Source organism: Geobacillus vulcani PSS1, assembly GCF_000733845.1.
Classification (GTDB): Bacteria; Bacillota; Bacilli; order Bacillales; family Anoxybacillaceae; genus Geobacillus; species Geobacillus vulcani.
Genome location: NZ_JPOI01000001.1, coordinates 3,029,083 through 3,051,879 on the forward strand (window position 1 = coordinate 3,029,083; position 22,797 = coordinate 3,051,879).

Below are 22,797 nucleotides of genomic sequence, written 5' to 3' on the forward strand. Positions count from 1 at the left end.
CAAAGCGTAAAAGCGATTAGCCTATTTATTCCACAATGTGACCAAATTTTGAAAATGTGCGTGCCTTGGACTGAGATTTTCATGTCGGTGGAGAGCAAAAAATTGCTCATGGATGTTTTTACGAAAGAGGTCCTCCTAGAAGCCTACGGCATCTTCTGCTTTTCGCTTCTCAGGAAGAGACTTCTTACTTACCATCTTCGCAACCGATCATGTTGCACATATTTGTTTTCCATACTTTGCGAGTGTAAATATTCATATGCCTTGATCATAAACTCAATAGCGAGCCGTTTTTCCGGATTCATAAAATCCTCTCCTAAAAGCGACTCTAGTTTTTGGATTCGATGATACAGTGTTTGCCTAACGACAAATAGTCTTTGTGCGGTTTCTTTTTTTGAACCGTTACACGCCAAATATACCTTTAACGTCTCCAGTAAATTTCCATTATACTTTTCATCGTATTGAAGAACAGGCTCTAAGTATTCCATGACGACTTCATACAAATCATTGTATTTATGAATAAGAGAAATAATTCGATAGATATGCAAATCCTCATAAAAGCAGCTATTGGCTCTGCCGCCAAGATGATGTTGAATTTTGATCGTCTCTAAAGCCGTTCGATAACTTTTGTCCATATGAGAAACATTTTCGATAAATTTTCCAACCCCGACAACAAATTGAGGTAATTTCTTCTTTTGAATATAATCCGATTCAAGCAAAGAATTCAGCCCTATTTTCATTCGACTTTTCCATGTTTTCATTTCCCTGTTATTGATCATAATAAATACAATGCTGCTGTGAAAATCGACAGGAAATGTCGAAAAACCTTGTTGTTCAAAAATCGTCCGGCATAGCATTTTAAAATAAATCATGTCTAAATTCGAGCATTGCTTCATTGAAGATTTAAAACGGACAACAAGCACTGTCCCTCCTTTTGGATTTGACTCTGCCCCATACTCAGCCAAATAACTAAACACATTTTCAATGGGATGCTCTCCCTCTAGCCAGCTTTTCAACCACTCATTTTCTTCTACTCTCTTTTTTTCATCAACATACAAATCACGAAGCAGATGCTGTGCCAGCGCAGTTGCCGTGCGATCCAAAATCAGCAGATCAAATTCGCTGATTTCCTTTCCGGTTGACACAATGGATAGCTCAGCATATTCATTCCCAAGAAATTGGATCGGTTGGGTGGCCACTCTTTTCTTGGAAGATGCGTTGTCGTCAACTATGAACTGTTCTTCCTTAAATGTTTTGCTGTATTTAGGAAATATCTCCACTTCCCTGCCGTTTATTTTAAAAATCACTTGATGTCCCGAATAGTGGTGCAATAGTTTTAAAATCTCACTATAATGGTCCATTGAAAGTAATTTTTTATTTAATTGCTGTGAATATGATTCTAGTCCGGAGATGATTTCATAGTGTTGGTTAATTAAATAAGTGTGGATGTCTTGGGTGATCTCAACGAAAGGCACTTCTTTGAGAAAGAGAATGATCGGAAAGTGATGCGCATTCGCCAAATCGATCACTTCTTGCGGAACAGAAGGAGTATGCATACCGATTTCAATACATAATCCCGAAGCGTCACAGTTGATAAGCTGTTCTACAAACGATCGAAACAGTTCCTTATTTTCCTTCCATCCTACCCCAGTAGATAAAATCAGCTCTTTTCCGTTTAACAGATGATGGATTTTCGCAACCTCGACAACATGAACCCATTTTACAGTGCGGTTGAGTCCATTATGCCCTGCAACCACTTCAACATGTTCAAAATGTTTCCGCTTTAGAATATCAGAAACCGTTAATGTAGGAGTCTTCATACACTTTGTTTCACTCCCCTTACACCAATCATGGCAATGCCATTTTAATATTAGGCAGCGTAAACGGTCGCTCCTGCTTCTATCACAAATTTTTATGTAACGGCTTGGCTATAATGGCCTTTTACGTTTCATTATACAGAAAGCAATATCATCGATCTCGTTTTATGTTATGAGATGTGACATTTATTTAGGCGATCGCGCCCTGTTTCATGAAAATCAAAGCGCCGGCCCTGCCTCTATAATGATTGAGGATATATAGAGGAGCTCGTTCCGGCGCTTATCGCGATGTGTATCGCTCTTCTCTCTATTCGTGGTGTTTTCTGAGCTGGCGGATTAATAATGACGAAAAATATTTGCGTGCATCAGCGTTTGTAATATGCAGTGTTTGGATATCTCTTGTTTCTGACAAAGAGTCTTCTTTCTCAAATTCAACAAACGATCCGCTTAAATTTTCTTTTACGCTTTTCATATAGTATCCTTGTTCAATTAAGTAATCGATCTGTTCTCGCTCACGTAGAAACTGATGGTAAGTCATCACACACCCCCCAATTCTCGTTGTCACCCGCATCCTTACCGCCAGGTACAGCTTGTTGGTGTTCAATGTTTATTTATGTTAGGACATTTTCACCACATCTTGGTTGGCCATTAGCGCCCCATATTTCGCGCGTTTAACATATTGGCCGTACCCTGGTTTCCCGACAAATTGTTTATCACGTACCACAAATTCTCCTCTACATAAAACCGACACCGGTTCCCCTGTTACTTTCATCCCTTCAAACGGATTATAATCCACAGCCATATGGTGTGTTTCGGCTGAAATCACCCGTTCAACCGTTGGATCAAAAATGACTAAATCTGCATCCGCACCGACGGCAATGGTTCCTTTCTTCGGGAATAGACCAAACAATTTGGCGATTCTTGTTGATACAATATCAACAAACTGGTTGAGAGTAATTCTCCCTTTTTTCACTCCTTCACTGAAAAGAATACTCACCCGATCCTCAATAATAGGACCGCCATTTGGGATTTTGGTAAAATCTCCCCTTCCTAATTCTTTTTGGCCTTTAAAATCAAACGAACATTGGTCAGATCCGAGTGTTTGCAGTTGGCCGTTTTTCAAGGCATTCCATAGCACTTCTTGATGCCATTTCTCACGAAGCGGCGGTGACCATACATATTTAGCACCTTCAAAATTCGGCTTTTCTAAATAGGACTGATCGAGCACCAGATACTGCGGACATGTTTCACCCCATACATTCAACCCCTTACTGCGCGCTTCAGCAATTTTCTCTACCGCTTGAGCACACGATACATGAACAACGTACAATTGCGAACCAGCGAGTTCTGTCAATTGACAGGCGCGCCCCGTCGCTTCTCCTTCCAGTTCTGGGGGTCTCGTTAATGCATGATAAATCGGATCAGTATGTCCGTCCTCTAAGGCTTTTTTCGTTAAATAGTCAATCACGTCTCCATTCTCGGCATGCACCATGACAAGCGCTCCGAGTTCTTTTGCCGCGACTAGCGTCCGATACAAGGTTCCATCATCAGCTTGAAACACATTTTTATACGCCATAAATACTTTAAAGGAGGTAATTCCTTCTTCTTCGATCACTTTTGGAAGCTCTTCAAGCACATCGTCCGTTATTTCACTGATCATCAAATGGAACCCGTAATCGATCACCGCTTTCCCCGTCGCTTTGTTATGCCAAGTTTCAATCGCTTTTTTCAGGGGCTCACCTTTATTTGTTAAGCAAAAATCAATAATGGTCGTCGTCCCGCCAAATGCAGCGGCAATCGTCCCCGACTCAAAGTCGTCTTTTGTCACAGTGCCGCCAAACGGCATATCTAAATGGGTGTGCGGATCAATGCCTCCTGGAAACACATAGCAACCTGTGGCATCAATCACTTCCGCTCCGCTCTCATCTAAATTTCTCCCGATTGCTGCAATTTTCCCATCTTGAATGAGGAGATCGGCTTCATATATATCTGTAGCGGTGACAATTGTTCCGTTTTTTACCAATTTTGCCATCATGATACCCTCCTTAATTTATAATGACTTGATATCCACACTGCAACCGCTTAGCCGGCCAAGGGCCGCTTGCCGTTCATTCCATGTCATCGGGGGATGTTCGCTTGGTACTTCGACCATCTCAATCGCTCCATCAACCGGACAGACGATGGAACATAAATTGCATCCTACACAATCTTCTTCGCGCACTTTTAAATATTCTTTTCCGTTTTCGTCTACGAGACGCTCAATGCATTGATGGGAAGCATCTTCACAAGAAATGTAGCACTTATTGCACTGAATACAGCGCTCACGATGAATTCGCGCTACAACCTTATAATTGAGGTCCAAATCTCCCCAATCAGAATACTTTGACACTGATTTCCCTACAATATCCATTACGGAAGCAATTCCTTTTTCATCAAGATAGTGATTCAACCCTTCAATCATATCCTCGATAATTCGAAACCCATGGTGCATAACTGCCGTGCATACTTGAACTCCTGTCGCTCCCATTAACATGAACTCAACGGCATCTCTCCAATTGGAGATCCCGCCAATTCCTGAAATCGGAATGCGGATACGCGGGTGTCGCGCGCATTCGGCCACCATATTTAAAGCAATCGGTTTTACTGCTGGACCGCAGTATCCCCCGTGCGCCCCCTTTCCTGCTACATGTGGAATCGTATTCCACGTATCTAAGTCCACCCCCATAAGACTATTGATGGTGTTGATCAAACTGATGGCATCTGCCCCGCCTTGGGCAGCCGCTTCAGCGGTCGCTGTAATATCGGTGATATTAGGAGTTAATTTGACAATGACAGGGGTGCGTGCCACCTCTTTGACCCAATATGTTTGTCGTTCGACCAATTCTGGCACTTGGCCTGATGCCGATCCCATCCCCCGTTCCGCCATTCCATGCGGACAGCCAAAATTGAGTTCCAACCCATCCACGCCCACATCTTCTACTCGCTTCACAATCTCATGCCATTTTTCGCGTTTGGGCTCGACCATCAAAGAAGCAACGATAGCCCGATCAGGAAAACGTTTTTTCGTCTCATAAATTTCCTTTAAATTTTCCTCAAGAGGACGATCCGTGATTAATTCAATATTGTTAAAGCCCATGACTCGTTGTCCATTAAAACTGATTGCTGCAAATCGGGACGATACATTCAAAATAGGTTCCCCCAATGTTTTCCATACCGCTCCTCCCCAACCCGCCTCAAATGCCCTTTGCACTTGATACCCCGAGTTGGTGGGAGGGGCGGAAGCGAGCCAAAATGGATTGGGGGACTTGATTCCCGCTAAGTTTATGCTTAAATCAGCCATTGCGGTTCCCTCCTCTCATTTAGGCCGTTTCGCTTACTGCCTTTGTCAAATATCGATGAATCCCATAGGCTGCTTCCTTCCCCTGCTGCGCTGCCACCACCACCATCGCTTCGCCTTTTCCTCTTTCAAAAATCACATCCCCACAAGCAAACACCTTCGGATTGGACGTTTGATAAGTTTCAGGATTCACCTTGACTACGCCATGATCATGCTCTAATCCAAAAGCTTCAATCAATTCGATATGACGCTCTTGCCCAATCGCTTTAATGACAACATCAACAGGCATAATAAATTCCGATCCCCTAACTGGAAGAGGGCGGCGACGACCATCAACGTCTGGTTCTCCCAATTCCATCCGAACGCATTCAACATGAGTAACCTGGCCCTTACTGTCGCCAATAATCCGTTTCGGTGCTGTTAGCCAACGAAATTCAACACCATCCTGTTTGGCAAACTCATACTCAAATTCATAAGCTGTCATTTCTTCTTTCGTCCGGCGATATAAAATTTTTACATTTTCCGCTCCTAGACGCACTGAACAGGTAGCTGCATCAATCGCGGTATTTCCCGCACCTATCACAACTACCCTTTTCCCCACCAGTCGATCAGTCAACGGTTTTGTTTTCGTCTCTTTAATTAACTCAATGGCATCATATACTCCGTCCAAATCTTCTCCCGGGATTCCTAACTTTGGCACTTTCCCCATGCCAGCAGCTAAAACAACAGCATCATAACATTCTAGGAGCTCGTTCACTTCAATATCCTTACCAACTCTTGTATTTGTGCGAATTTGCACACCTAAGCTTTTGATTTGACTGACTTCCCACAACGAGATATCTTGAGGGAGGCGGAAAGAAACAATTCCATACGTGTTTAGCCCGCCTGCTTGGTTCTCCGCTTCAAAAATGGTCACTTCATATCCAAGACGAGCTAGTTCTCTGGCCGATGATAATCCAGCAGGACCGCCACCAACAACCGCCACTGTTTTTCCATTTTTTCTTCCCGCTTGGAATAACACTTCTTTATTTCGGATCGCCCAATCGGTTGCATATCGCTGCAATTTTCCAATCATAATGGGTTTTGTAGAATGATTTAAAACACAAGCCCCTTCACATAATTCCTCTGTCGGACACACTCTTGCACAACTGGCGCCAACCGGGTTTGACAACATAATGGTTTTCGCTGACCCTTTTACATTCCCAGAAGCAATTTTTTTGATAAAAGCAGGGATATCAATCCCTGTCGGACAGGCTCGAATACAGGGAGCGTCATAACAGTACAAACATCGATTCGCTTCTTCCATTGCTTCTCGATCTGTCAAACCGGGCTCTACTTCTTCAAAGTTCTTTTCCAAACGTGATTGCTCCATCTCCATCCCCCTCCACGCGTCATTTTCAAAGAAAGGGAATAGAGTCATTCCCTCCTCCCCTTTCTCATTGCTTTCTATGGAATTAAAGCCGTCATTTCACTATAGGTTTCCGGACGACGATCACGGTAAAATTGCCAAGTATCGCGCACTTCCCGAATCATCTTCTTATCCATGACGCCAATCACCACTTCATCTTGATCACGGCTGCCCATGGCCACAAAGTTTCCTCTAGGATCAACCAAGTAAGACTGCCCGTAAAACTCTCCCATGTTCCACGGTGCTTCATATCCAACCCGATTGATGGCAGCCACGTAATAGCCATTGGCCACGGCATGAGCCGGTTGTTCCAGTTTCCATAAATATTCGGAGAGACCTGCTACCGTAGCGGATGGATTGAACACAATTTCAGCGCCTTTTAGTCCTAAAATCCGCGCTCCCTCGGGAAAATGACGGTCATAACAAATATAAACGCCGATCTTGGCAAATGCGGTATCAAATACCGGATAGCCTAAATTCCCAGGCTTAAAATAAAATTTCTCCCAAAATCCACAGCCCTCGTTTCCTACCCCGACATGCGGAATATGCTGTTTGCGATACTTTCCTAAGTAGGTTCCATCGGCATCAATGACAGCTGCCGTATTATAGTAAGTAGCAATTCCTTCCCTTTCATAAATCGGTAAAACGATCACCACTCCCAGCTGTTTTGCTATTTCCTGAAACATTTTGGTCGTCGGACCATTTGGAATTTCTTCCGCCGCCTCATACCATTTTGTATTTTGCTCGGCGCAGAAATACGGGCCATAGAAAATCTCTTGCAAACAGATGATTTGTGCTCCCCGATCTTTTGCCTCCTTGACAAGCTTGACATGCTTTTCAATCGCCTTTTCCTTGTGAACCTCGACCGGCTCGTCCCCATGCACATTATGAGAAGCTTGGATCAAACCAATGGTCACTTGGTCAGCCATGCTCCAATCACTCCTTCTTCATTTTATCTGGTTTCAAAATTAGGCTGAACTTTAAGAATATTCTACATAGTAAATCACCAACTTTTCATTATACACTTTGTTAAATAATAGAAAACATTGATTGTTCACTATGTAAATTTCAGCGAAATAAATATACAGCTAGACGAAGCTGTCCCTTAGGGTTGAGAACATCAAAATGTGAGGAATATTTACACATTTTACATAATGAATAGATTTCTCTTTTTCTTATTTGACAAATCGTATAATGAAAAATTTACATATTATAGATAGAATTTTCTTAAATTTCTCTTTTATACACTCGATTTTTAAAAAGGGGGATATGAATGAAAACACAAATTGAACACAATGGGATTGTGGTCTTGACGGAGGAAGCCGCACAAGAAGTCAGTGGAAGTCCTTTATGGAATGATGACTTGCGTCCAACAACAAGGCAAGAACACTCATGGAGAGGAATCAATTTTGCTACATTGTGGATTGGAATGTGTTTATGCATTCCTTCATACACCATGGCCAGCGGCATGATTGCTTTGGGAATGAACTGGTGGCAAGCTGTTGGTACCATTTTTCTGGGGAACGTGATCGTCCTTATTCCGATTTTATTAAACTCCCATGCAGGAACAAAATTCGGGATTCCTTATCCTGTGTTTGCCCGGCTTTGGTTTGGAGATAAAGGCGCCCATATTCCCACTTTAGCCCGGGCCCTTGTAGCAGCCGGATGGTTTGGAATCAATACGTGGATCGGAACAGAAGCCATTGACACATTACTTATGGCATCATTCTCTTCGTGGGGGAATTTACCGGGACATACAGCCATTGTATTTGCATTATTTTGGATCTTAAATATCAGTATTGCTTATAGGGGCCCAGAGGGCATCAAAAAGCTAAGCGCAGTGGCTGCACCTGTTGTCGGGATTTCTTCCATCATTTTGCTCATTTGGGCATTTACAAACGCCGGAGGATGGGGACCGATTTTAGAGACTCCTTCTAAGTTCGAAACAACTGGTGAATTTTTGAAAGTCTTTTTCCCTTCTTTAACTGGCGTCATCGGCTTTTGGGCCACATTGGCATTAAACATCCCTGATTTTTGCCGATACGCACAGAGTCAGAAATCACAAATGGTGGCTCAAAGTTTATCCTTACCTATTACAATGACTGTTTTTTCATTTATTGGAATTGCCGTAACCTCTGCAACCATTGTGATTTTTGGTCAAGCCATTTGGGATCCCGTGCAGCTGTTAGCTAAATTTCCCCCATTTGTCATTCTATTAGGGACTATTATTATTGTCATCTCTTCTGTAACTATTAATGTGGGTGCCAACGTGGTTGCCCCTGCCCGAGCGATCGAAAATTTATATCCGAAGCGAATTACATTTGGAATTGGCGCGATTATCACAGGACTATTCGCTATTTTATTGCAGCCGTGGTATATTATGTCCAACTTTGGAAATTATATATTCGGCTGGCTTGGCACATACGCCGCTTTGCTTGGACCCATTGACGGCATTGCTATTGCCGACTATTGGCTCGTTCGCCGAAGACAGTTGCACTTAAAAGAACTGTACAAACCGAATGGCCGTTACAATTATGCAAATGGGTTTAACAAAAACGGAGTGTACGCACTGATTGTGGGAGTCGTTATTCCTGTACTTGGTTTATTCATACCACCACTTCGTTTTCTTTGGGACAACGCGTGGACATTTGGATTGTTCATTGCAATCGGTGTCTACACCTACTTAATGAAAAACGACCAAAGCATATTAAAAGAAGGCGAGTATGAACAAATCACCCTTTTCGATTCAAAACATAACAGTCCGACAGAAATCGCAAAATAATGCATCATTTACACCTAAACAGCCTATCGATGACAGAAGGCAAGCAGTGTCACTGGTTAAACGTTGACATCGCCCTCCCACGAGGGCGCTTTCTTTTGCAGGAAGCTGCTATTTTCCCTTATCAATCCTGCAACCCAACCTTATCTACGCTTGGCATACAAACATGACAACTTTTCGAACTTTCCACAGCATCTATTATATCGACAGCGACTACGTTATATACTGACATTGAGAATGATTTCACAAGTTAGGAGGACTTAAATCATGATTGTCCACGAACTGACAGACATCGAACATTTATTCACTGAACAATTGCAAGAAGGCTACTACGTGATTCATGAAACATACCAAAACGTACTCGTTGAACCGGAAGACGGCGACACCGTCCGGCAAGTGGACGCCGGCACGGAAGAAGTCGTCACCATCGTATTTGATCCCGGCGACGAATACTCCCTCATTCTCCTTGACACCTATACTTTCGCCGACGGCATCCCGTCTTTAGCGGAGCTCAAAGAAACGATTGCCGCAGAATACGATGTCTTTATCAATGACCGTTGGGCTGCGGCGTCGTTGTAAAAAACGCCCGAAACGATGGACAGCGGAGACAGCGCCTTTCATTCACCTAGTCAAGGAACCAGCCCGTTCGCCTAGCGATCGGGCTGGTTTGATTTCCGTTCAATCCGAAACACTTGAAAACCGATATCAAGCTCCGTCTTCCCCGTTTCATAAACGATTTTCTCCCCCGCGCGGCGAATGCGCTCACGACCGATGTCGCAAATCGTCCGAAACCCAGCCCGATATGCCGCTGACGTTTCCGCCAGCCGTTCAGGAAGCTGCACCATAATGAACGACCGCCGGCCGCCGTCTTCGGCGTTTTGCTGCATCACCGCATGGGCCGTTGTCGCCGAGCCGGAAAAAAAGTCGAGGATGACGTCATCGTTCTTCGTCGTCAATGCGATCATACGCTGAATCAGCTTGACGGGCTTCGGGTAATCCATCACCGCCACCCCGTCAAACAGCTCCTTCAGCTCCTTTTTCGCCTCCTGCGAGTGGGACACCTCGTCATGCGTCCAGATCGTGAGCGGCGTCATCGTCGGTTTCACCTCGCGCAAAAATCGCTTTAAGCGCGGCACCCCGTTGCCGTCTTTACCAAACCAAATGCGGTTGTCCGCCGCCAACTCGGCAAAGCGCTCTTTCGTCACCCGCCAACAATACCCATGGGGCGGCGAAACAATCCGGCCGCTTGGGGTCACGATGTCATAAATTTTTTCCGGAATCGGCGGGCCGACCGACAAATCACCGGACGTCCACGGACCGCGCGGGTCATTGTCTGGGTTGGCATACCGCCCGTCCGCTTCCGGATGGCGCGGCAATCCGTACCAAGCCAGGCGATCGATGTTTTTCGCGTAACATAAAATAAAATCATGGTTGCGCGAGGCAAACTTGTTCATATTCACCGGCGAAAACGCCCGCTGCCAAATGAACGTCGCAACGAAATTCCGCTCACCGAAAATTTCATCGCACACCTTTTTCAAATTCGCCTGCTCCGTATCATCAATAGAGATAAAGATCGCCCCTGTTTCGGCCAACAACGCCTTCGCCGCCCAAAGACGAGGATACATCATGTTGAGCCAGCCGGCATGGGCACGCGCCTCTTCCCGCCCTAAACCTGAAGCGGCACGTTTTCGCTTGCGCCAATTGTCTTTGTACGTCAACGCTTTTCCTGTATTGTAAGGCGGATCAATGTAAATCATTTGCACTTTTCCTTCATGCGAGGAGCGCAAAAGCTTTAACGCTTCCAAATTATCCCCTTCAATGTACCAATTGCTTGTCGTCTCCCACCTCTTGCTTTTCTCCCGGTCCGGCTGCAGCACTCCCGCAGCGGGCGCCTCCGCCAACCGCTTCGCCTCCGCTTTTCCCGGCCATGTAAACCCGTACACTTCGTCCTCCGCCTGGCAGCCAAGCGCCTTTTTCAGCCGCTCCCAGTCGATCGCTTCGCCCGCCACCGCCTCCGGAAAAAGCTCCTTAACCAGCTCAAGCCGCGCCCTCGCTGCTCCTTTTGCTTTCCTGCTGCCGTTTGCCATAGCACGCCCCCTCCCCCACGCCGCCTTGCCTGCGGCGTTTCTTATCCGCGAAAAAGAGATCGTACTTCCAATATTTCGCCATGGCAAACGGTTTTCCTGCCTCCATTTCTAGCCGAAAAACAACCCCGCCTCCTGCGAACGGAAGCGGGGTAGAATCCTCTAAACGAGGCCTTCCTCTTTCAAGAGCACCTTCATTTTACCATTGATTTTCTAAGGTGGCAAGAGGCCATTTTGCACACCCCTTTCACCCCTTCGAAAAATAAAATGTGGTTATGTCAACTTGTGTGATTGACCAAAAACGTCAACTGTCCAAACTTTTGATAAATCAAGGCTATGTTTCGTTTCACGAAAGAAAAACAACCATGCACACCTCCCCCTTTTTTTCGCCGTTTTTGGACCGTGCACTGCGCAAAAAGCGCGGGAACGAATCGAACTGGTCGGGCAGGGAAGGCGGCATGGCAGCTCGAGCAGTCAGCGGCAACGCTATTCCCTTTTCCTTACTGGCTGCGGGAAGCCACCTGACCGAACACGCGGCAACCGACTCGATACATGTGCAAGACGGCACCGTCAACAACGAACGTTTGGACTTCCCCGTGCTGCGAAGCGTAGCGCTCAGACCTACCATTTTTCACATAGGGAAACGATCCATCCACATAGCCGAACAATTCGCTTTCCAGCAAAGCGACACGAATGGCCGCACAGTTTATAAGGACGAATGGGCGGCCAGTCCGCAGGCTTTCCTGATGAATCACCTGGGCGAACGGCTCCTTGCCGGTTCCGCTTTCCCCATCATCAACACTGGCGAGTCCGACTCTGCTGCGCGTTTGGCGATACAGACCATTTCTTGGAGTCGGGCGCTATGCTTGTTGTTATTTTGTATGTGCCTGTGCCGCTCTTTACGACGACAAAAACGCAAAAATCTCCTTCACGGAAAAACGCACCTCGGGAAACACGGTCGATGCAGCCATCCCGTTGGCGACATCGTACACGTCTTCTAGCTGAAACGTCCCCGATTGCCAAACGTATTTTTCCATCGTCTGGTGCTGGTAATCGACAAGCCAGTACTCACGGACTCCCGCTTTCTCATAATAATGACGCTTAAACAGGCGGTCGTTGCGGGCCGTACTTGGCGACAACACTTCCACCACAAGGTCAGGGGCGCCATAACACCGCCCTTGGCGCAGTTTCGTTCGGTCGCAAATAATGGCTAGATCCGGCAACACGGTCACGTTTCGCTTTCCTTTTTGTTCGTCTTCAAACAAAAAAACGACTTGGAGATTGCTGCCGAATACAAGGCAAGGACTTCCTTTTAACGCCATGCGAAACTCGGCAATCAAATTGGCGACCACGCCTTCATGCTCATAAGGAGCTGGGGACATTAACACAATCGTTCCTTCGTACAGCTCCATCCGCTCGTCTCCAGCTAAAGAAAAAAACTCGCCCAGCGTGTACCGGCGTTGCTCATCCGGTTGGCTCATGCCACTCCCCCTCTCGCACATGCTCTTTTTTCTTTTTTTCTATTGTAAGCAAACCGTTCACGCACCGACAATCACCTTTCCTCCCCTCGCGCGAAAAAAAGCGCCCTGCCTAACCGGCAGCGCACTTTCATCAACGTCTTATCCTTTTACAAACACCGTCTTGATCGCCGTGAAAAACTCGATAGCGGCCCGCCCTTGTTCCCGCGAATGGGAGCTCGACTGCTTCATGCCGCCAAACGGCGCTTGCAGTTCAACTCCTGCGCTTTCCTCATTAATCCGCACAAGCCCGGCTTCGATATCCTGAATGAACGCGAGCATCTTGCCGATATTTTTTGTGAAAATTGAGGCGCTCAATCCAAACGGCGTGTCATTGGCTAACGCCAATGCTTCCTCAAACGTCTCCACTTTGAGTAAGGCGAGCACCGGCCCGAAAATTTCCTCGCGGGCGATCGTCATGTTCGGGGATACGTTCTCAAACACCGTCGGCTCCACATAAAAACCGGTGCCGAACTCCCCGTCGTCCAAGCGGCGGCCGCCACAAAGCAATGTCGCCCCTTCTTCGATTCCTTTTTGAATGTAATAAAGAACCGTCTCCAACTGCTTCTGGCTGGCGCACGGCCCCATCCAGACCCCGTCCACGAGTCCATTGCCGATGGTCAGTTCCTTGATTCTCGCCAACAATCTCTGCTTAAACGGTTCGTATATAGCGCTTTGCACGAAAACGCGGCTTGTCGCTGTACATTTTTGCCCCGTCGAACGCAGCCCGCCGCTAATCGTTGCTTCCACCGCGCGCTCAAGGTCGGCATCTTCCAGCACAATGACCGGGTTTTTGCCGCCCATTTCCAGCTGATACTTTGCCCCTCTGGCCACCGCTTTTTGGGCGATCATTTTGCCGACGTCATTGGAACCGGTGAAGGTGATCGCGTGAATATGCGGATGTTCGGCCATGGCGTTGCCGATCACCGACCCTTTCCCCATCACCAAGTTGACGACCCCGGCCGGCAATCCGGCTTCGTCAAAGCACTCCACGATTTTGGCCGCCGTGACCGCCGTTTCCTGCGCCGGCTTAAACACCACCGTGTTACCATAGACGATAGCGGGAGCGATTTTCCAAATCGGGATGGCGACGGGAAAGTTCCATGGCGTGATCACGCCGACCACTCCAAGCGGCACGCGGGTTGTAAACATGAGCGCCTCGCTGTCCGTAGAAGGAATGACCTCGCCGATGGAACGCATTCCTTCTCCAGCGTAGTAGCGCAAAATGTTTACTCCCCGCTGCACCTCCCCTTTCGCTTCCGGGAGCGTTTTCCCCATTTCCCTTGTCACCGTTTCCGCAATCTCATCAAGCCGTTGCTCAAGAACGTCAGCTACGCGGAACAAATACTCCCCGCGTTTTGGGCCGGACAATTTCCGCCATGCCGGTTGCGCTCGTCCCGCCGCTTCGACCGCGGCGTTCAAGTCCTCGATGCCGGACTGCTGCACATAGCCGACAATATCGTGAATATTGGCTGGGTTGATGCTCGGTTCGGTTTGGTTTGTGGATGAAGGGATCCATTGACCGTTAATGTAATTCAAATACGTTTGTCTTGCTCCTGCCGTCATGATCCATTCTCCTTTCCTTGAACATCATCACAACGGCCAGCCTTCTTTGAAACAATGTTTGACTGTGCCGTCGCAAACAACCTATCGCTTTACTACCATACTACTACAGTTCAAATATTTCGTAAATTCACATTCATGCGACGAAATGACAACAAGATGGCCGATCATCGTGCGTTGGCGACAAAAACATCCATGAGGAAATGTTGCTCCTCGCCCCAGCATGAACATCACGGCTCACTGATGAGTGATGTTTACAGAAAAACAGAAGGTGCCCCAAAAGGATTGGGACACCTTCTTCCATCGCTATATGTGCACTGGATGCTGATCTTGAAGACAGACGACTTTTTAGGTCAGCCCCAGCCAAAATGAATCCGCATCATCTTAATCATGGAAATTCGTTCCGTCTGTGACTTCTTTAACAATGCCGGCACGGATGACGAAGTCGCCGAAATGTTCGCCGTCAAGCCGCTCTTTCGCGTAGCGGGACAAAAGGACGCGCAGTTCGCGCAAAATGTCTTCTTCGCCGATGTTTTCGCGGTACAGCTTGCCAAGGCGCGTGCCGTTGAAGGCGGCGCCGAGGTACATGTTGTATTTGCCGACCGCTTTGCCGACGAAGGCGATTTCAGCGAGCACGTGGCGGGCGCAGCCGTTCGGACAGCCCGTCATGCGGATCGTGATTTCTTCATCACGCAAGCCGTTTTCATCGATGATTTCCTCAATTTTATCGAGCAGTTTCGGCAAGTACCGCTCCGCTTCCGTCATCGCGAGGCCGCATGTCGGCAGCGCCACACAGGCGAGCGCGTTGCGACGCAAGGCGGTGTACCGGCGTCCGTCGGTCAAGCCGTACTTGGCGATCAGCGCCTCGATTTCCGGTTTTTTCTCGCTCGTTACATTGGCGATGACTAAATTTTGGTTCGGCGTCAGCCGGAAATCGCCGGTATGAACGTTGGCGATTTCGCGCAAGCCGGTCATCAGCTTGTAATCATCGTAGTCTTTGACGCGGCCGCCTTCGACAAAGAGGGTGAAATGCCACGTTCCATTGACGCCTTCGACCCAGCCGTAGCGGTCGCCGCTATGTTCAAAATGGTATGGACGCGCTTCCTCAAACTTCCAGCCAAGACGGCGCTCAATTTCCTCTTTGACCGCTTCCAAGCCAAGCCGGTCGATCGTGTATTTGAAGCGGGCGTGTTTGCGTGACGAGCGGTTGCCGTAGTCGCGCTGCACGGTCATAATTTTCTCCGCCACGTCCACGACTTGATCCGGACGACAGAAGCCGATCACTTTGGCGAGCTGCGGATAGGTTGTTTTGTCGCCGTGGGTCATCCCCATGCCGCCGCCGATGGCGACGTTAAACCCGGCGAGCTTGCCGTCCTCGACAATAGCGATGAACCCAATGTCTTGCGAGAACACATCGACATCGTTAGACGGCGGAATGGCGATGCCGATTTTAAATTTCCGCGGCAAATAGGTCGGGCCGTAAATCGGTTCTTCCTCACCGTCGACTGGAGGCGTCCCCGCCACTTTTTCATCATCCAACCAAATTTCATAATACGCCCGTGTCCGCGGCAACAAATGGTCGCTGATCAGCTTCGCCCATTCGTACACTTCCGCGTGCACTTCCGATTGGTACGGATTCGGGTTGCACATCACGTTCCGATTGACGTCGCCGCAAGCGGCAAGCGTCGTCATCAAAGCGCTGTTGATGGCTTGCATCGTCTTTTTCACGTTCCATTTCAAGACGCCATGCAATTGAAACGCTTGACGCGTCGTCAGTTTCAACGTGCCGTTGGCGTATTTGCGGGCGATTTCATCCATGACCAGCCACTGCTCCGGCGTCGCCACCCCACCCGGCGTGCGGACGCGGATCATAAACTGATACGCCGGCTCAAGCTTTTGTTTTTGCCGCTCGGTGCGGACATCCCGGTCGTCTTGCAAGTAGCTGCCGTGGAACTTCATCAGCCGGTTGTCATCATCGGGAATGCCCGCGCTGAGCGGGTCTTCCATCGTTTCAGCAAGCGTGCCGCGCAAGTAACGGCTTTCCCGCTTGATGCGCTCGACATCGCTTGGCGGTCCGTCCGGCGCCGTTAAGATGACTTTCGCCATTTTCCTTCCCACTCCTTTTTTCGATTAATAGACATCGCGTTGGTACCGTTTTTGCTTTTGCATCTCAGTGACATACGCTTCTGCCTGTTCGCGGCTCATACCGCCTTCTTTTTCGATAATATCGATGAGCGTCTGATGGACGTCGCGCGCCATGTGCTGCTTGTCGCCGCATACGTAGACGACGGCGCCTTCCTCAAGCCAGCCGAACAGCTCCTTGCTTCGTTCGAGCATTCGGTGCTGAACGTACACTTTTTTCTCCGTATCGCGCGAGAAGGCGACATCCATTTTGGTCAGCACGCCGCTTTTCAGCCACGCGAGCCATTCCGTCTGGTATAAGAAATCGGTCATAAAATGTTGATCGCCAAAGAACAGCCACGATTTTCCGCTCACGCCTGTCGCCTCGCGCTCTTGCATAAAGGCGCGGAACGGCGCCACCCCGGTTCCTGGACCAATCATGATGATCGGCGTGTCCGGATCCTTCGGCAGCTTAAAATTCGGGTTCGGCTGCACAAAGACCGGCAAGGTGTCGCCGACTTGGACGCGCTCGGCGCAAAAGGTTGAGCATACCCCTTTGCGCAGGCGGCCGTAAGACTCATAGCGAACCGCCCCGATCGTCAAATGCACCTCGTCTGGATACGCGGCTAAGCTGCTCGCGATTGAATACAGGCGCGGCGGCATTTTCCGCAGGATGGAAATGATTTGTTGCGGCGCAGCGTCCCACGGGCCGAAATCGCGCAAGGCATCGAGCAAGTCGCGGCCTTTGGCGTATTCTTTCAGCTTCGCCTCATTGCCTGGCGCCACAAGCTCTTGAAGCGCGCTGTTTTTCGACAGCGGCGCCAGTTTTTGCAGCAGCGCTTTCGTCAAAACGGTGATTTCAAAATGGGACGTGAGCGCTTCTTTCAGCGACCGCACTTCCCCATCTTTATCGATCGTCACCGTTTCTTCCGGATTCCATTTCATTTCTTGGATGACAAGGTCGACAAGCTCCGGATCGTTTTTCGGGAAAATGCCGAGCGCATCGCCCGGCTCATATTTTAAGCCCGATCCTTCAAGCGACAATTCTAAATGGCGCGTTTCCTTGTTTGACCCGCGGCCGTTTAAGTTGATGTTTTCCAACACCTCGGCCGGGAACGGATTTTTCCGCGAATAGACGACAGCCGGCTCCGCTTTCGGCGCCGCAGCCACCGCCGACAAGAGCGGAGCCGCTCCAACGCTGGCGTTTGCCTCTTTGCTCAACTCGCCAAGCACGCCGTCAAGCCATTTCGCCGCCGCTTCCTCGTAATCGACATCGCAATCGACGCGCGGATAAAACCGCGTTCCGCCCAGCTCCTCGAGCCGCTTGTCGAAATCTTTCCCCGTCTGGCAAAAATGCTCGTACGATGTATCGCCGAGCGCCAAGACAGAAAAGCGAAGATGGTTGAGCTTTGGCGCCCGCTTGCTGTGGAGGAATTCGTAAAACGACACCGCGTTGTCCGGCGGATCGCCTTCTCCGTGCGTGCTCACGACAATGAGCAGCGTCTCCACTTTCTTTAATTCATTCGGCTTAAAATCAAGCATCGACAACACTTTCGCCTCAAACCCGCGCTCCTTGAGCGCCTTGCCGGCTTTTTCCGCCAACTTTTGCGCATTGCCGGTTTGCGAACCGTAAAGAACAGTCACTTCTTTCGAAACCGGCTTGCCGCCTCCGGCAAACAGCGTTGGCGCTTCGGCGTTCAAAACGGTGACCGCCGCCTCGGCCGCAGCCAAATACCCGCTCAGCCAAAGCTTTTGCGACGGCGTCAGCGTCGGCAACAAACGATTCAAGAGCTCAATCTGCTCCTGGGTAAACGGACTGTTGGTTACTTGCAGCTGCAACGGTGTCCACCTCACAATATAAAATAAAATGGAACGATTGGCGTCGTTTCGATCTCAACGACAGAACGAACACCAAATTCCATTATTCCTATAAGCCAAGTATACTTTAGAAAGGGTATCATATTTACACTTTACCGCAAAACAAAACATTAGTAAAATAAATATAAATTATTAAAACTATTAGCATTTCTAATAGTACCGTCATCATCGGGACGGAGGAGAGGCGGGCATGTACTATGAAGAGTTAAAAACGTTCATCACCTTAGCCGAAGTGAAAAATTTCACCAAAACTGCGGAAATTCTCCATTTGTCACAACCAAGCGTCAGTCTGCACATCAAAAATTTGGAAAAAGAGTTTCAGACGAAACTGTTCATCCGTTCCCCCAAGCGGCTGCGCATGACGCCGACCGGCGAGCTCCTATACGACCGGGCCAAACAAATGGTGGCGCTTTATGAACAGACGAAACAAGACATTTTAGAGCACCACCAGTCCGTAAAAGGCGAATTGAAAATCGGCGCCAGCTTTACGATCGGAGAATATATTTTGCCGCCGCTGTTGCCTGATTTCCAACAGCGCTATCCAGAGTTGGAACTTGAAGTGATGATCGGCAACACAAAAGAAATTGTCGAATGGGTCAAGTCTTATCAAGTCGACATCGGCTTGATCGAGGGACAAACGAACGAAAAAGAACTATCCGTTCATCCATTCATGCAAGATGAGCTCGTCATCATCGCTTCCCCCCGCCATAAACTGGCGCAAAAAGAGGAAGTGACCATCGCCGACTTGCAGGGCGAAGCGTGGGTGGCGCGCGAAGTCGGGTCGGGGACAAGGGAATATTTCAACCATTTCATCCGCTCAAACGGGCTGAAAGTCCAATCGCTCATGATCATCAGCAGCAACCAAGGCATTAAAGAAACCTTGATTAACGGCAACGCCTTGTCCCTTTTGTCGCGCAGCGTTGTCGCCCGCGACATCGAACACGGCCATCTGTCAGTCATCCGCTTGAAGCACCCGCCGTTTTACCGAATGTTTTCCTACATTTATTCTCCGATTATGGAAAACAAGCAAAGCGTGCGCATTTTTCTTGACAGATTGCAAAACCGCTAAACGGCGAAGGCGTTTTCCGCACGGTCTTTGTCTCGGGCACACCCCCATCGCCTCCATGAGATCAACGGTTCACGGCCGCCTAAGGCAGCAGACATATGCCGGGCAAACAAGAGAGGGCGGGGCCACGAACGGCCCGCCCTTACACTTCCATTTCGCTATGGCGGATGTGCGGCATTTCGATTTGAATGGTCGCATGGCGAATGTGAAAACGGGTTTCCACTAAATCAATCGCCTGCTGCAAAATCGCCTGCGCATCGCGGCCATCTTCAATGAGCAGATGGCAGCTTAACGAATCGAGTCCGGAGGTGATCGTCCAAATATGCAAATCATGGACATCCACCACCCCTTCAATGCCCGAAAGCGCCGTTTTGACTTCTGCTTGGTCAATGGCCATAGGCGTCCCTTCCATTAAAATGTGCACCGTCTGCCGAACGACGGCGAAGGCCCCTTTCAAAATCAAAACGGCGACCAATATGGAAATGAGCGGATCGGCCGCATACCAGCCAAACAACCACATGACAAGCCCCGCCGCGATCGCGCCGACCGAACCTAGCGCATCGCCGAGGACATGAAGATACGCGCTGCGGACATTGACATTTTCTTTGACGTCTCCTTTGCGCAACAACACCCACGCGCTGACGAGATTGGCCACCAGCCCGACGGCCGCCACGGCCATCATCGTCCCGCTCGCGACGTCAGGAGGATTCACCAGCCTGCCTGCCGCTTCCCAAATAATCCAAGCCGCAATCATCACCAGCGTGACCCCGTTTACGAGCGCCGCTAAAATCTCAAACCGGTAAAACCCATACGTTCTCTTCGGCGACGCGGGCTTGGACGTCAGCCACACCGCCACCAAGCTTAACAGAAGCGAAGCCGCATCACTCAGCATATGCCCCGAATCGGAAAGAAGAGCCAAGCTGTTCGTCACAAGCCCGCCGACAAACTCGAGCACCATAATCCCGACCGTTACGCCAAAGGCGATCGCCAACCCTTTTTGATTTCCCTCTCTGCTGTGATGATGCCCGTGATGGTGATCGCAATGGCCATGTGCATGATGATGCATCCATTCTCTCCCCCTCATGAATGTTGCGCGTGATCAACCGCCTGTTTGAGCAACGAAATGACATGTTCGTCATCGCACGAGTACACCAACATCTTCCCCTCGCGGCGATATTTGACAAGCCGCAACGTCCGCAGCAGCGCCAACTGATGGGAAACCGCCGATTGCGACATGCCGAGCACTTCCGCAATATGGCCTACATGGCATTCTTCCTGCGACAACAAATGCAAGATTTTGATCCGAGTCGGATCCGCTAGGGCTTTAAAAATCCGTGACACTTCCTCAATCACACGTGGATCTAAAAACGAATGATCCTCTGCGTTCATGGCTGTTCCCCCACACTTTAATATATGAGCATTTGTTCATATATGTGAATCATAAGTCGCTTTTTTTCTTCCGTCAAGCCTATTTCAAGCGGCAAAACTCCATCAGCATCAACAGCCGATGACTCGACACCTCCACGACCGGCAGCCGACAAAGCAAAAAAGCAGGGGCCGATAGACCCGCTGCTTTCCCATTTACGATTTCAGCCGCACCGCCGTTCCCGTCGCAATGCACATCATCATGCCATCGCGCAGCGTTTCAAAATCGAGATCCACCCCGATCACGGCGTTGGCGCCAAGGCTTCTCGCCTGATTGACCATCTCCTTGATCGCCGTCTCCCGCCCTTCGGCCAGCTTGCTTTCATACGTTCCGCTTCGTCCGCCGATGATGTCCGTAATGCTGGCGAGAAAATCGCGGATGACATTGGCGCCCAAAATGACCTCTCCCGCTACAATGCCCAAATATTCTTCAATTTCTTTTCCTTCAATGGTATTGGTGGTCGTGACAATCACAGCCATGCCCCCCTTGCGGCTCCTCATGATTAGGTGAAACGCCCGACTTCATTATACTACTTTCCATCTTATGACGTCGCCGATGAATCTGTCCGCGGTGCAGCCGATGCCGAATAAGTCCCGTACAGCAACAACTGCGCGATGCCGACAAAATACTCCGATTCGCGAATGATGTGATCGAGCACCACCTTGGCGGTGGGGTTTTGGCTGACGGCTTTGCTGCGGATTTTGATTTGCCGGCATAATTCGATAAATTGAAGGCTTTGCTGCAGGCAATGCGACACAAAATGGAGCGCTTGCTGATGCAGTTGTGCGGGAACGTAATGGCCGGCCCGAACCACCGACTCGATATAGCGGACCGCTTGCTGATGCGTAGCCGAAAGAGCCTCTTCCCACTTTTTCAACGCTTCCACATATGGCGCTTCCAATCCGGATACAAGCTCGCGAATGACGACCGTATGCTCCTCTTCTTGGTGCTTCCAGAATTCAATCTCATCCAAAATGCGCAGCGGCATGTGTGGGCCATAGTAAAATTGCACGCTCTTCCCTCCCTGTTTCCCCTCTTCTTTCAGTGTATGGGTAAAACAACGCGGATATGCACCATGATCGAAATGATCACAGCCTTCGTCCTTGTTTTACCTTGAAGATCGGCATAGCGACATGCATAGAAAACCGTTATCCAACCGATGGACACAGCCTCATCGATCAAAAAAACTTCCATGGCCGTAACGTTTTAAGCAGCTTCATCGTTTTTATTAGCGTAAATGACCCGATCGGGAAAAAGGAGTTACGATGTATGGTTCATACGAATGAAGACAGCCGCGTCAACTGGATCGAACAGTTATGCCTTTCCACTTGGGAGTCGGTCTACCGATTGATCTATTTCAAGGTCCAAAACCGTGAAGAAGCGGAAGACATCACACAAGAAACGTATGTCAGGGCCATCCCCTATTTGCAAAAAAACCACGTCCCCCCTGATAAACAGATGGCCTTTCTAAAAACAGTAGCCTTGAATATCATCCGAGATCGCTGGCGGCAGCACCAACGTCGGGGAACCACGGCCGATTTGGAAGCCATTGCCCCCAAAGAGGCGGCCTTTGAGGATCCTGCGGAATGGAGTGTACAGCGCATGGCGATCGAAAAAGCGCTAAATGAACTCAATGAAGAGCAACGCACCGTGATCGAACTAAGAATTATGAAAGGATATTCCGTTGCGGAAACCGCCCAAATCATGAACAAAAAAGAAACAACCATTCGCGTAATGCAGCATCGGGCATTGCAGTCTCTTACCCGCATTTTACATGACGGGATGAAATGAAGGAGGAGTCCAT

Annotated in this window: 20 protein-coding genes; 4 read left to right on the plus strand and 16 right to left on the minus strand. The window is 48.8% G+C overall.

What is annotated here, in order from left to right; all coding sequences use genetic code 11:
- Positions 1 to 188: 188 nt before the first annotated feature.
- From N685_RS0116240 to N685_RS0116265, 6 genes are all read right to left on the minus strand, one after another.
- A complete protein-coding gene (locus tag N685_RS0116240; RefSeq protein WP_031410097.1) occupies positions 189 to 1,817 on the minus strand; it encodes a PucR family transcriptional regulator in 1,629 nt (542 codons plus the stop codon).
- A gap of 304 nt (positions 1,818 to 2,121) precedes the next feature.
- The gene (locus tag N685_RS0116245) at positions 2,122 to 2,352 is read right to left on the minus strand and encodes a hypothetical protein (protein WP_031410099.1); all 231 of its coding nucleotides are present in this window, start codon (positions 2,350 to 2,352) and stop codon (positions 2,122 to 2,124) included.
- A 78-nt stretch (positions 2,353 to 2,430) separates the two neighbouring features.
- Complete coding sequence (gene hydA / locus N685_RS0116250) at positions 2,431 to 3,846, minus strand: dihydropyrimidinase (RefSeq protein WP_031410101.1); 1,416 nt, start codon at positions 3,844 to 3,846, stop codon at positions 2,431 to 2,433.
- Positions 3,847 to 3,864: 18 nt separating this feature from the next.
- Positions 3,865 to 5,154: an NAD-dependent dihydropyrimidine dehydrogenase subunit PreA gene (gene preA / locus N685_RS0116255; protein ID WP_031410103.1), complete on the minus strand. Its 1,290-nt coding sequence runs from the start codon at positions 5,152 to 5,154 to the stop codon at positions 3,865 to 3,867.
- 19 nt (positions 5,155 to 5,173) lie between these two features.
- Positions 5,174 to 6,523, minus strand: a complete 1,350-nt coding sequence (locus tag N685_RS0116260; RefSeq protein WP_171660293.1) for an NAD(P)-dependent oxidoreductase — start codon at positions 6,521 to 6,523, stop codon at positions 5,174 to 5,176.
- A 74-nt stretch (positions 6,524 to 6,597) separates the two neighbouring features.
- Entirely contained in the window at positions 6,598 to 7,488 is an 891-nt protein-coding gene (locus tag N685_RS0116265; protein WP_031410106.1) for a nitrilase-related carbon-nitrogen hydrolase, read from the minus strand.
- 344 nt (positions 7,489 to 7,832) lie between these two features.
- Between N685_RS0116265 and N685_RS0116270 the strand changes: the two genes are divergently transcribed.
- Both N685_RS0116270 and N685_RS0116275 read left to right on the plus strand, forming a co-directional pair.
- The gene (locus N685_RS0116270; protein WP_031410108.1) at positions 7,833 to 9,341 is read left to right on the plus strand and encodes an NCS1 family nucleobase:cation symporter-1; all 1,509 of its coding nucleotides are present in this window, start codon (positions 7,833 to 7,835) and stop codon (positions 9,339 to 9,341) included.
- Positions 9,342 to 9,605: 264 nt separating this feature from the next.
- Positions 9,606 to 9,917 carry a hypothetical protein gene (locus tag N685_RS0116275; RefSeq protein WP_031410110.1) on the plus strand — a complete coding sequence of 104 codons (312 nt, stop codon included), beginning with the start codon at positions 9,606 to 9,608 and terminating at the stop codon, positions 9,915 to 9,917.
- A 71-nt stretch (positions 9,918 to 9,988) separates the two neighbouring features.
- Here the strand turns inward: N685_RS0116275 and N685_RS0116280 are convergent, their stop codons facing one another.
- The 6 genes from N685_RS0116280 to N685_RS0116305 all read right to left on the minus strand — a co-directional run bounded on the left by N685_RS0116280 (position 9,989) and on the right by N685_RS0116305 (position 18,462).
- The gene (locus N685_RS0116280) at positions 9,989 to 11,425 is read right to left on the minus strand and encodes a site-specific DNA-methyltransferase (RefSeq protein ID WP_031410112.1); all 1,437 of its coding nucleotides are present in this window, start codon (positions 11,423 to 11,425) and stop codon (positions 9,989 to 9,991) included.
- Positions 11,426 to 11,922: 497 nt separating this feature from the next.
- The gene (locus tag N685_RS20280) at positions 11,923 to 12,177 is read right to left on the minus strand and encodes a sigma 54-interacting transcriptional regulator (protein WP_031410114.1); all 255 of its coding nucleotides are present in this window, start codon (positions 12,175 to 12,177) and stop codon (positions 11,923 to 11,925) included.
- Positions 12,178 to 12,321: 144 nt separating this feature from the next.
- The gene (locus tag N685_RS0116290) at positions 12,322 to 12,903 is read right to left on the minus strand and encodes a Uma2 family endonuclease (RefSeq protein ID WP_031410116.1); all 582 of its coding nucleotides are present in this window, start codon (positions 12,901 to 12,903) and stop codon (positions 12,322 to 12,324) included.
- Between the two features lie 138 nt (positions 12,904 to 13,041).
- Positions 13,042 to 14,505 carry an alpha-ketoglutaric semialdehyde dehydrogenase GucD gene (gene gucD, locus N685_RS0116295; protein WP_031410118.1) on the minus strand — a complete coding sequence of 488 codons (1,464 nt, stop codon included), beginning with the start codon at positions 14,503 to 14,505 and terminating at the stop codon, positions 13,042 to 13,044.
- 381 nt (positions 14,506 to 14,886) lie between these two features.
- Complete coding sequence (gene cysI, locus N685_RS0116300) at positions 14,887 to 16,608, minus strand: assimilatory sulfite reductase (NADPH) hemoprotein subunit (protein WP_031410120.1); 1,722 nt, start codon at positions 16,606 to 16,608, stop codon at positions 14,887 to 14,889.
- 24 nt (positions 16,609 to 16,632) lie between these two features.
- On the minus strand, positions 16,633 to 18,462 hold the full coding sequence (locus N685_RS0116305) for an assimilatory sulfite reductase (NADPH) flavoprotein subunit (RefSeq protein ID WP_031410122.1): 1,830 nt from the start codon (positions 18,460 to 18,462) through the stop codon (positions 16,633 to 16,635).
- A 229-nt stretch (positions 18,463 to 18,691) separates the two neighbouring features.
- On the opposite strand from N685_RS0116305, the gene N685_RS0116310 reads away from it, so the two are divergent.
- Positions 18,692 to 19,570 carry a LysR substrate-binding domain-containing protein gene (locus N685_RS0116310; RefSeq protein ID WP_031410124.1) on the plus strand — a complete coding sequence of 293 codons (879 nt, stop codon included), beginning with the start codon at positions 18,692 to 18,694 and terminating at the stop codon, positions 19,568 to 19,570.
- 139 nt (positions 19,571 to 19,709) lie between these two features.
- Here the strand turns inward: N685_RS0116310 and N685_RS0116315 are convergent, their stop codons facing one another.
- The 4 genes from N685_RS0116315 to N685_RS0116330 form a co-directional block, all read right to left on the minus strand.
- Entirely contained in the window at positions 19,710 to 20,633 is a 924-nt protein-coding gene (locus N685_RS0116315; RefSeq protein ID WP_031410126.1) for a cation diffusion facilitator family transporter, read from the minus strand.
- A gap of 14 nt (positions 20,634 to 20,647) precedes the next feature.
- Complete coding sequence (locus N685_RS0116320) at positions 20,648 to 20,956, minus strand: ArsR/SmtB family transcription factor (protein ID WP_031410127.1); 309 nt, start codon at positions 20,954 to 20,956, stop codon at positions 20,648 to 20,650.
- A 192-nt stretch (positions 20,957 to 21,148) separates the two neighbouring features.
- Positions 21,149 to 21,466 (minus strand): YbjQ family protein, encoded by a 318-nt coding sequence (locus tag N685_RS0116325; protein WP_031410129.1) that lies wholly within the window; start codon positions 21,464 to 21,466, stop codon positions 21,149 to 21,151.
- Between the two features lie 68 nt (positions 21,467 to 21,534).
- A complete protein-coding gene (locus N685_RS0116330) occupies positions 21,535 to 22,005 on the minus strand; it encodes a DUF2935 domain-containing protein (protein ID WP_031410131.1) in 471 nt (156 codons plus the stop codon).
- A 257-nt stretch (positions 22,006 to 22,262) separates the two neighbouring features.
- Here N685_RS0116330 and N685_RS0116335 point away from each other — a divergent pair, with 257 nt between their 5' ends.
- Positions 22,263 to 22,784: an RNA polymerase sigma factor gene (locus tag N685_RS0116335; RefSeq protein ID WP_031410133.1), complete on the plus strand. Its 522-nt coding sequence runs from the start codon at positions 22,263 to 22,265 to the stop codon at positions 22,782 to 22,784.
- Positions 22,785 to 22,797 lie beyond the last annotated feature (13 nt).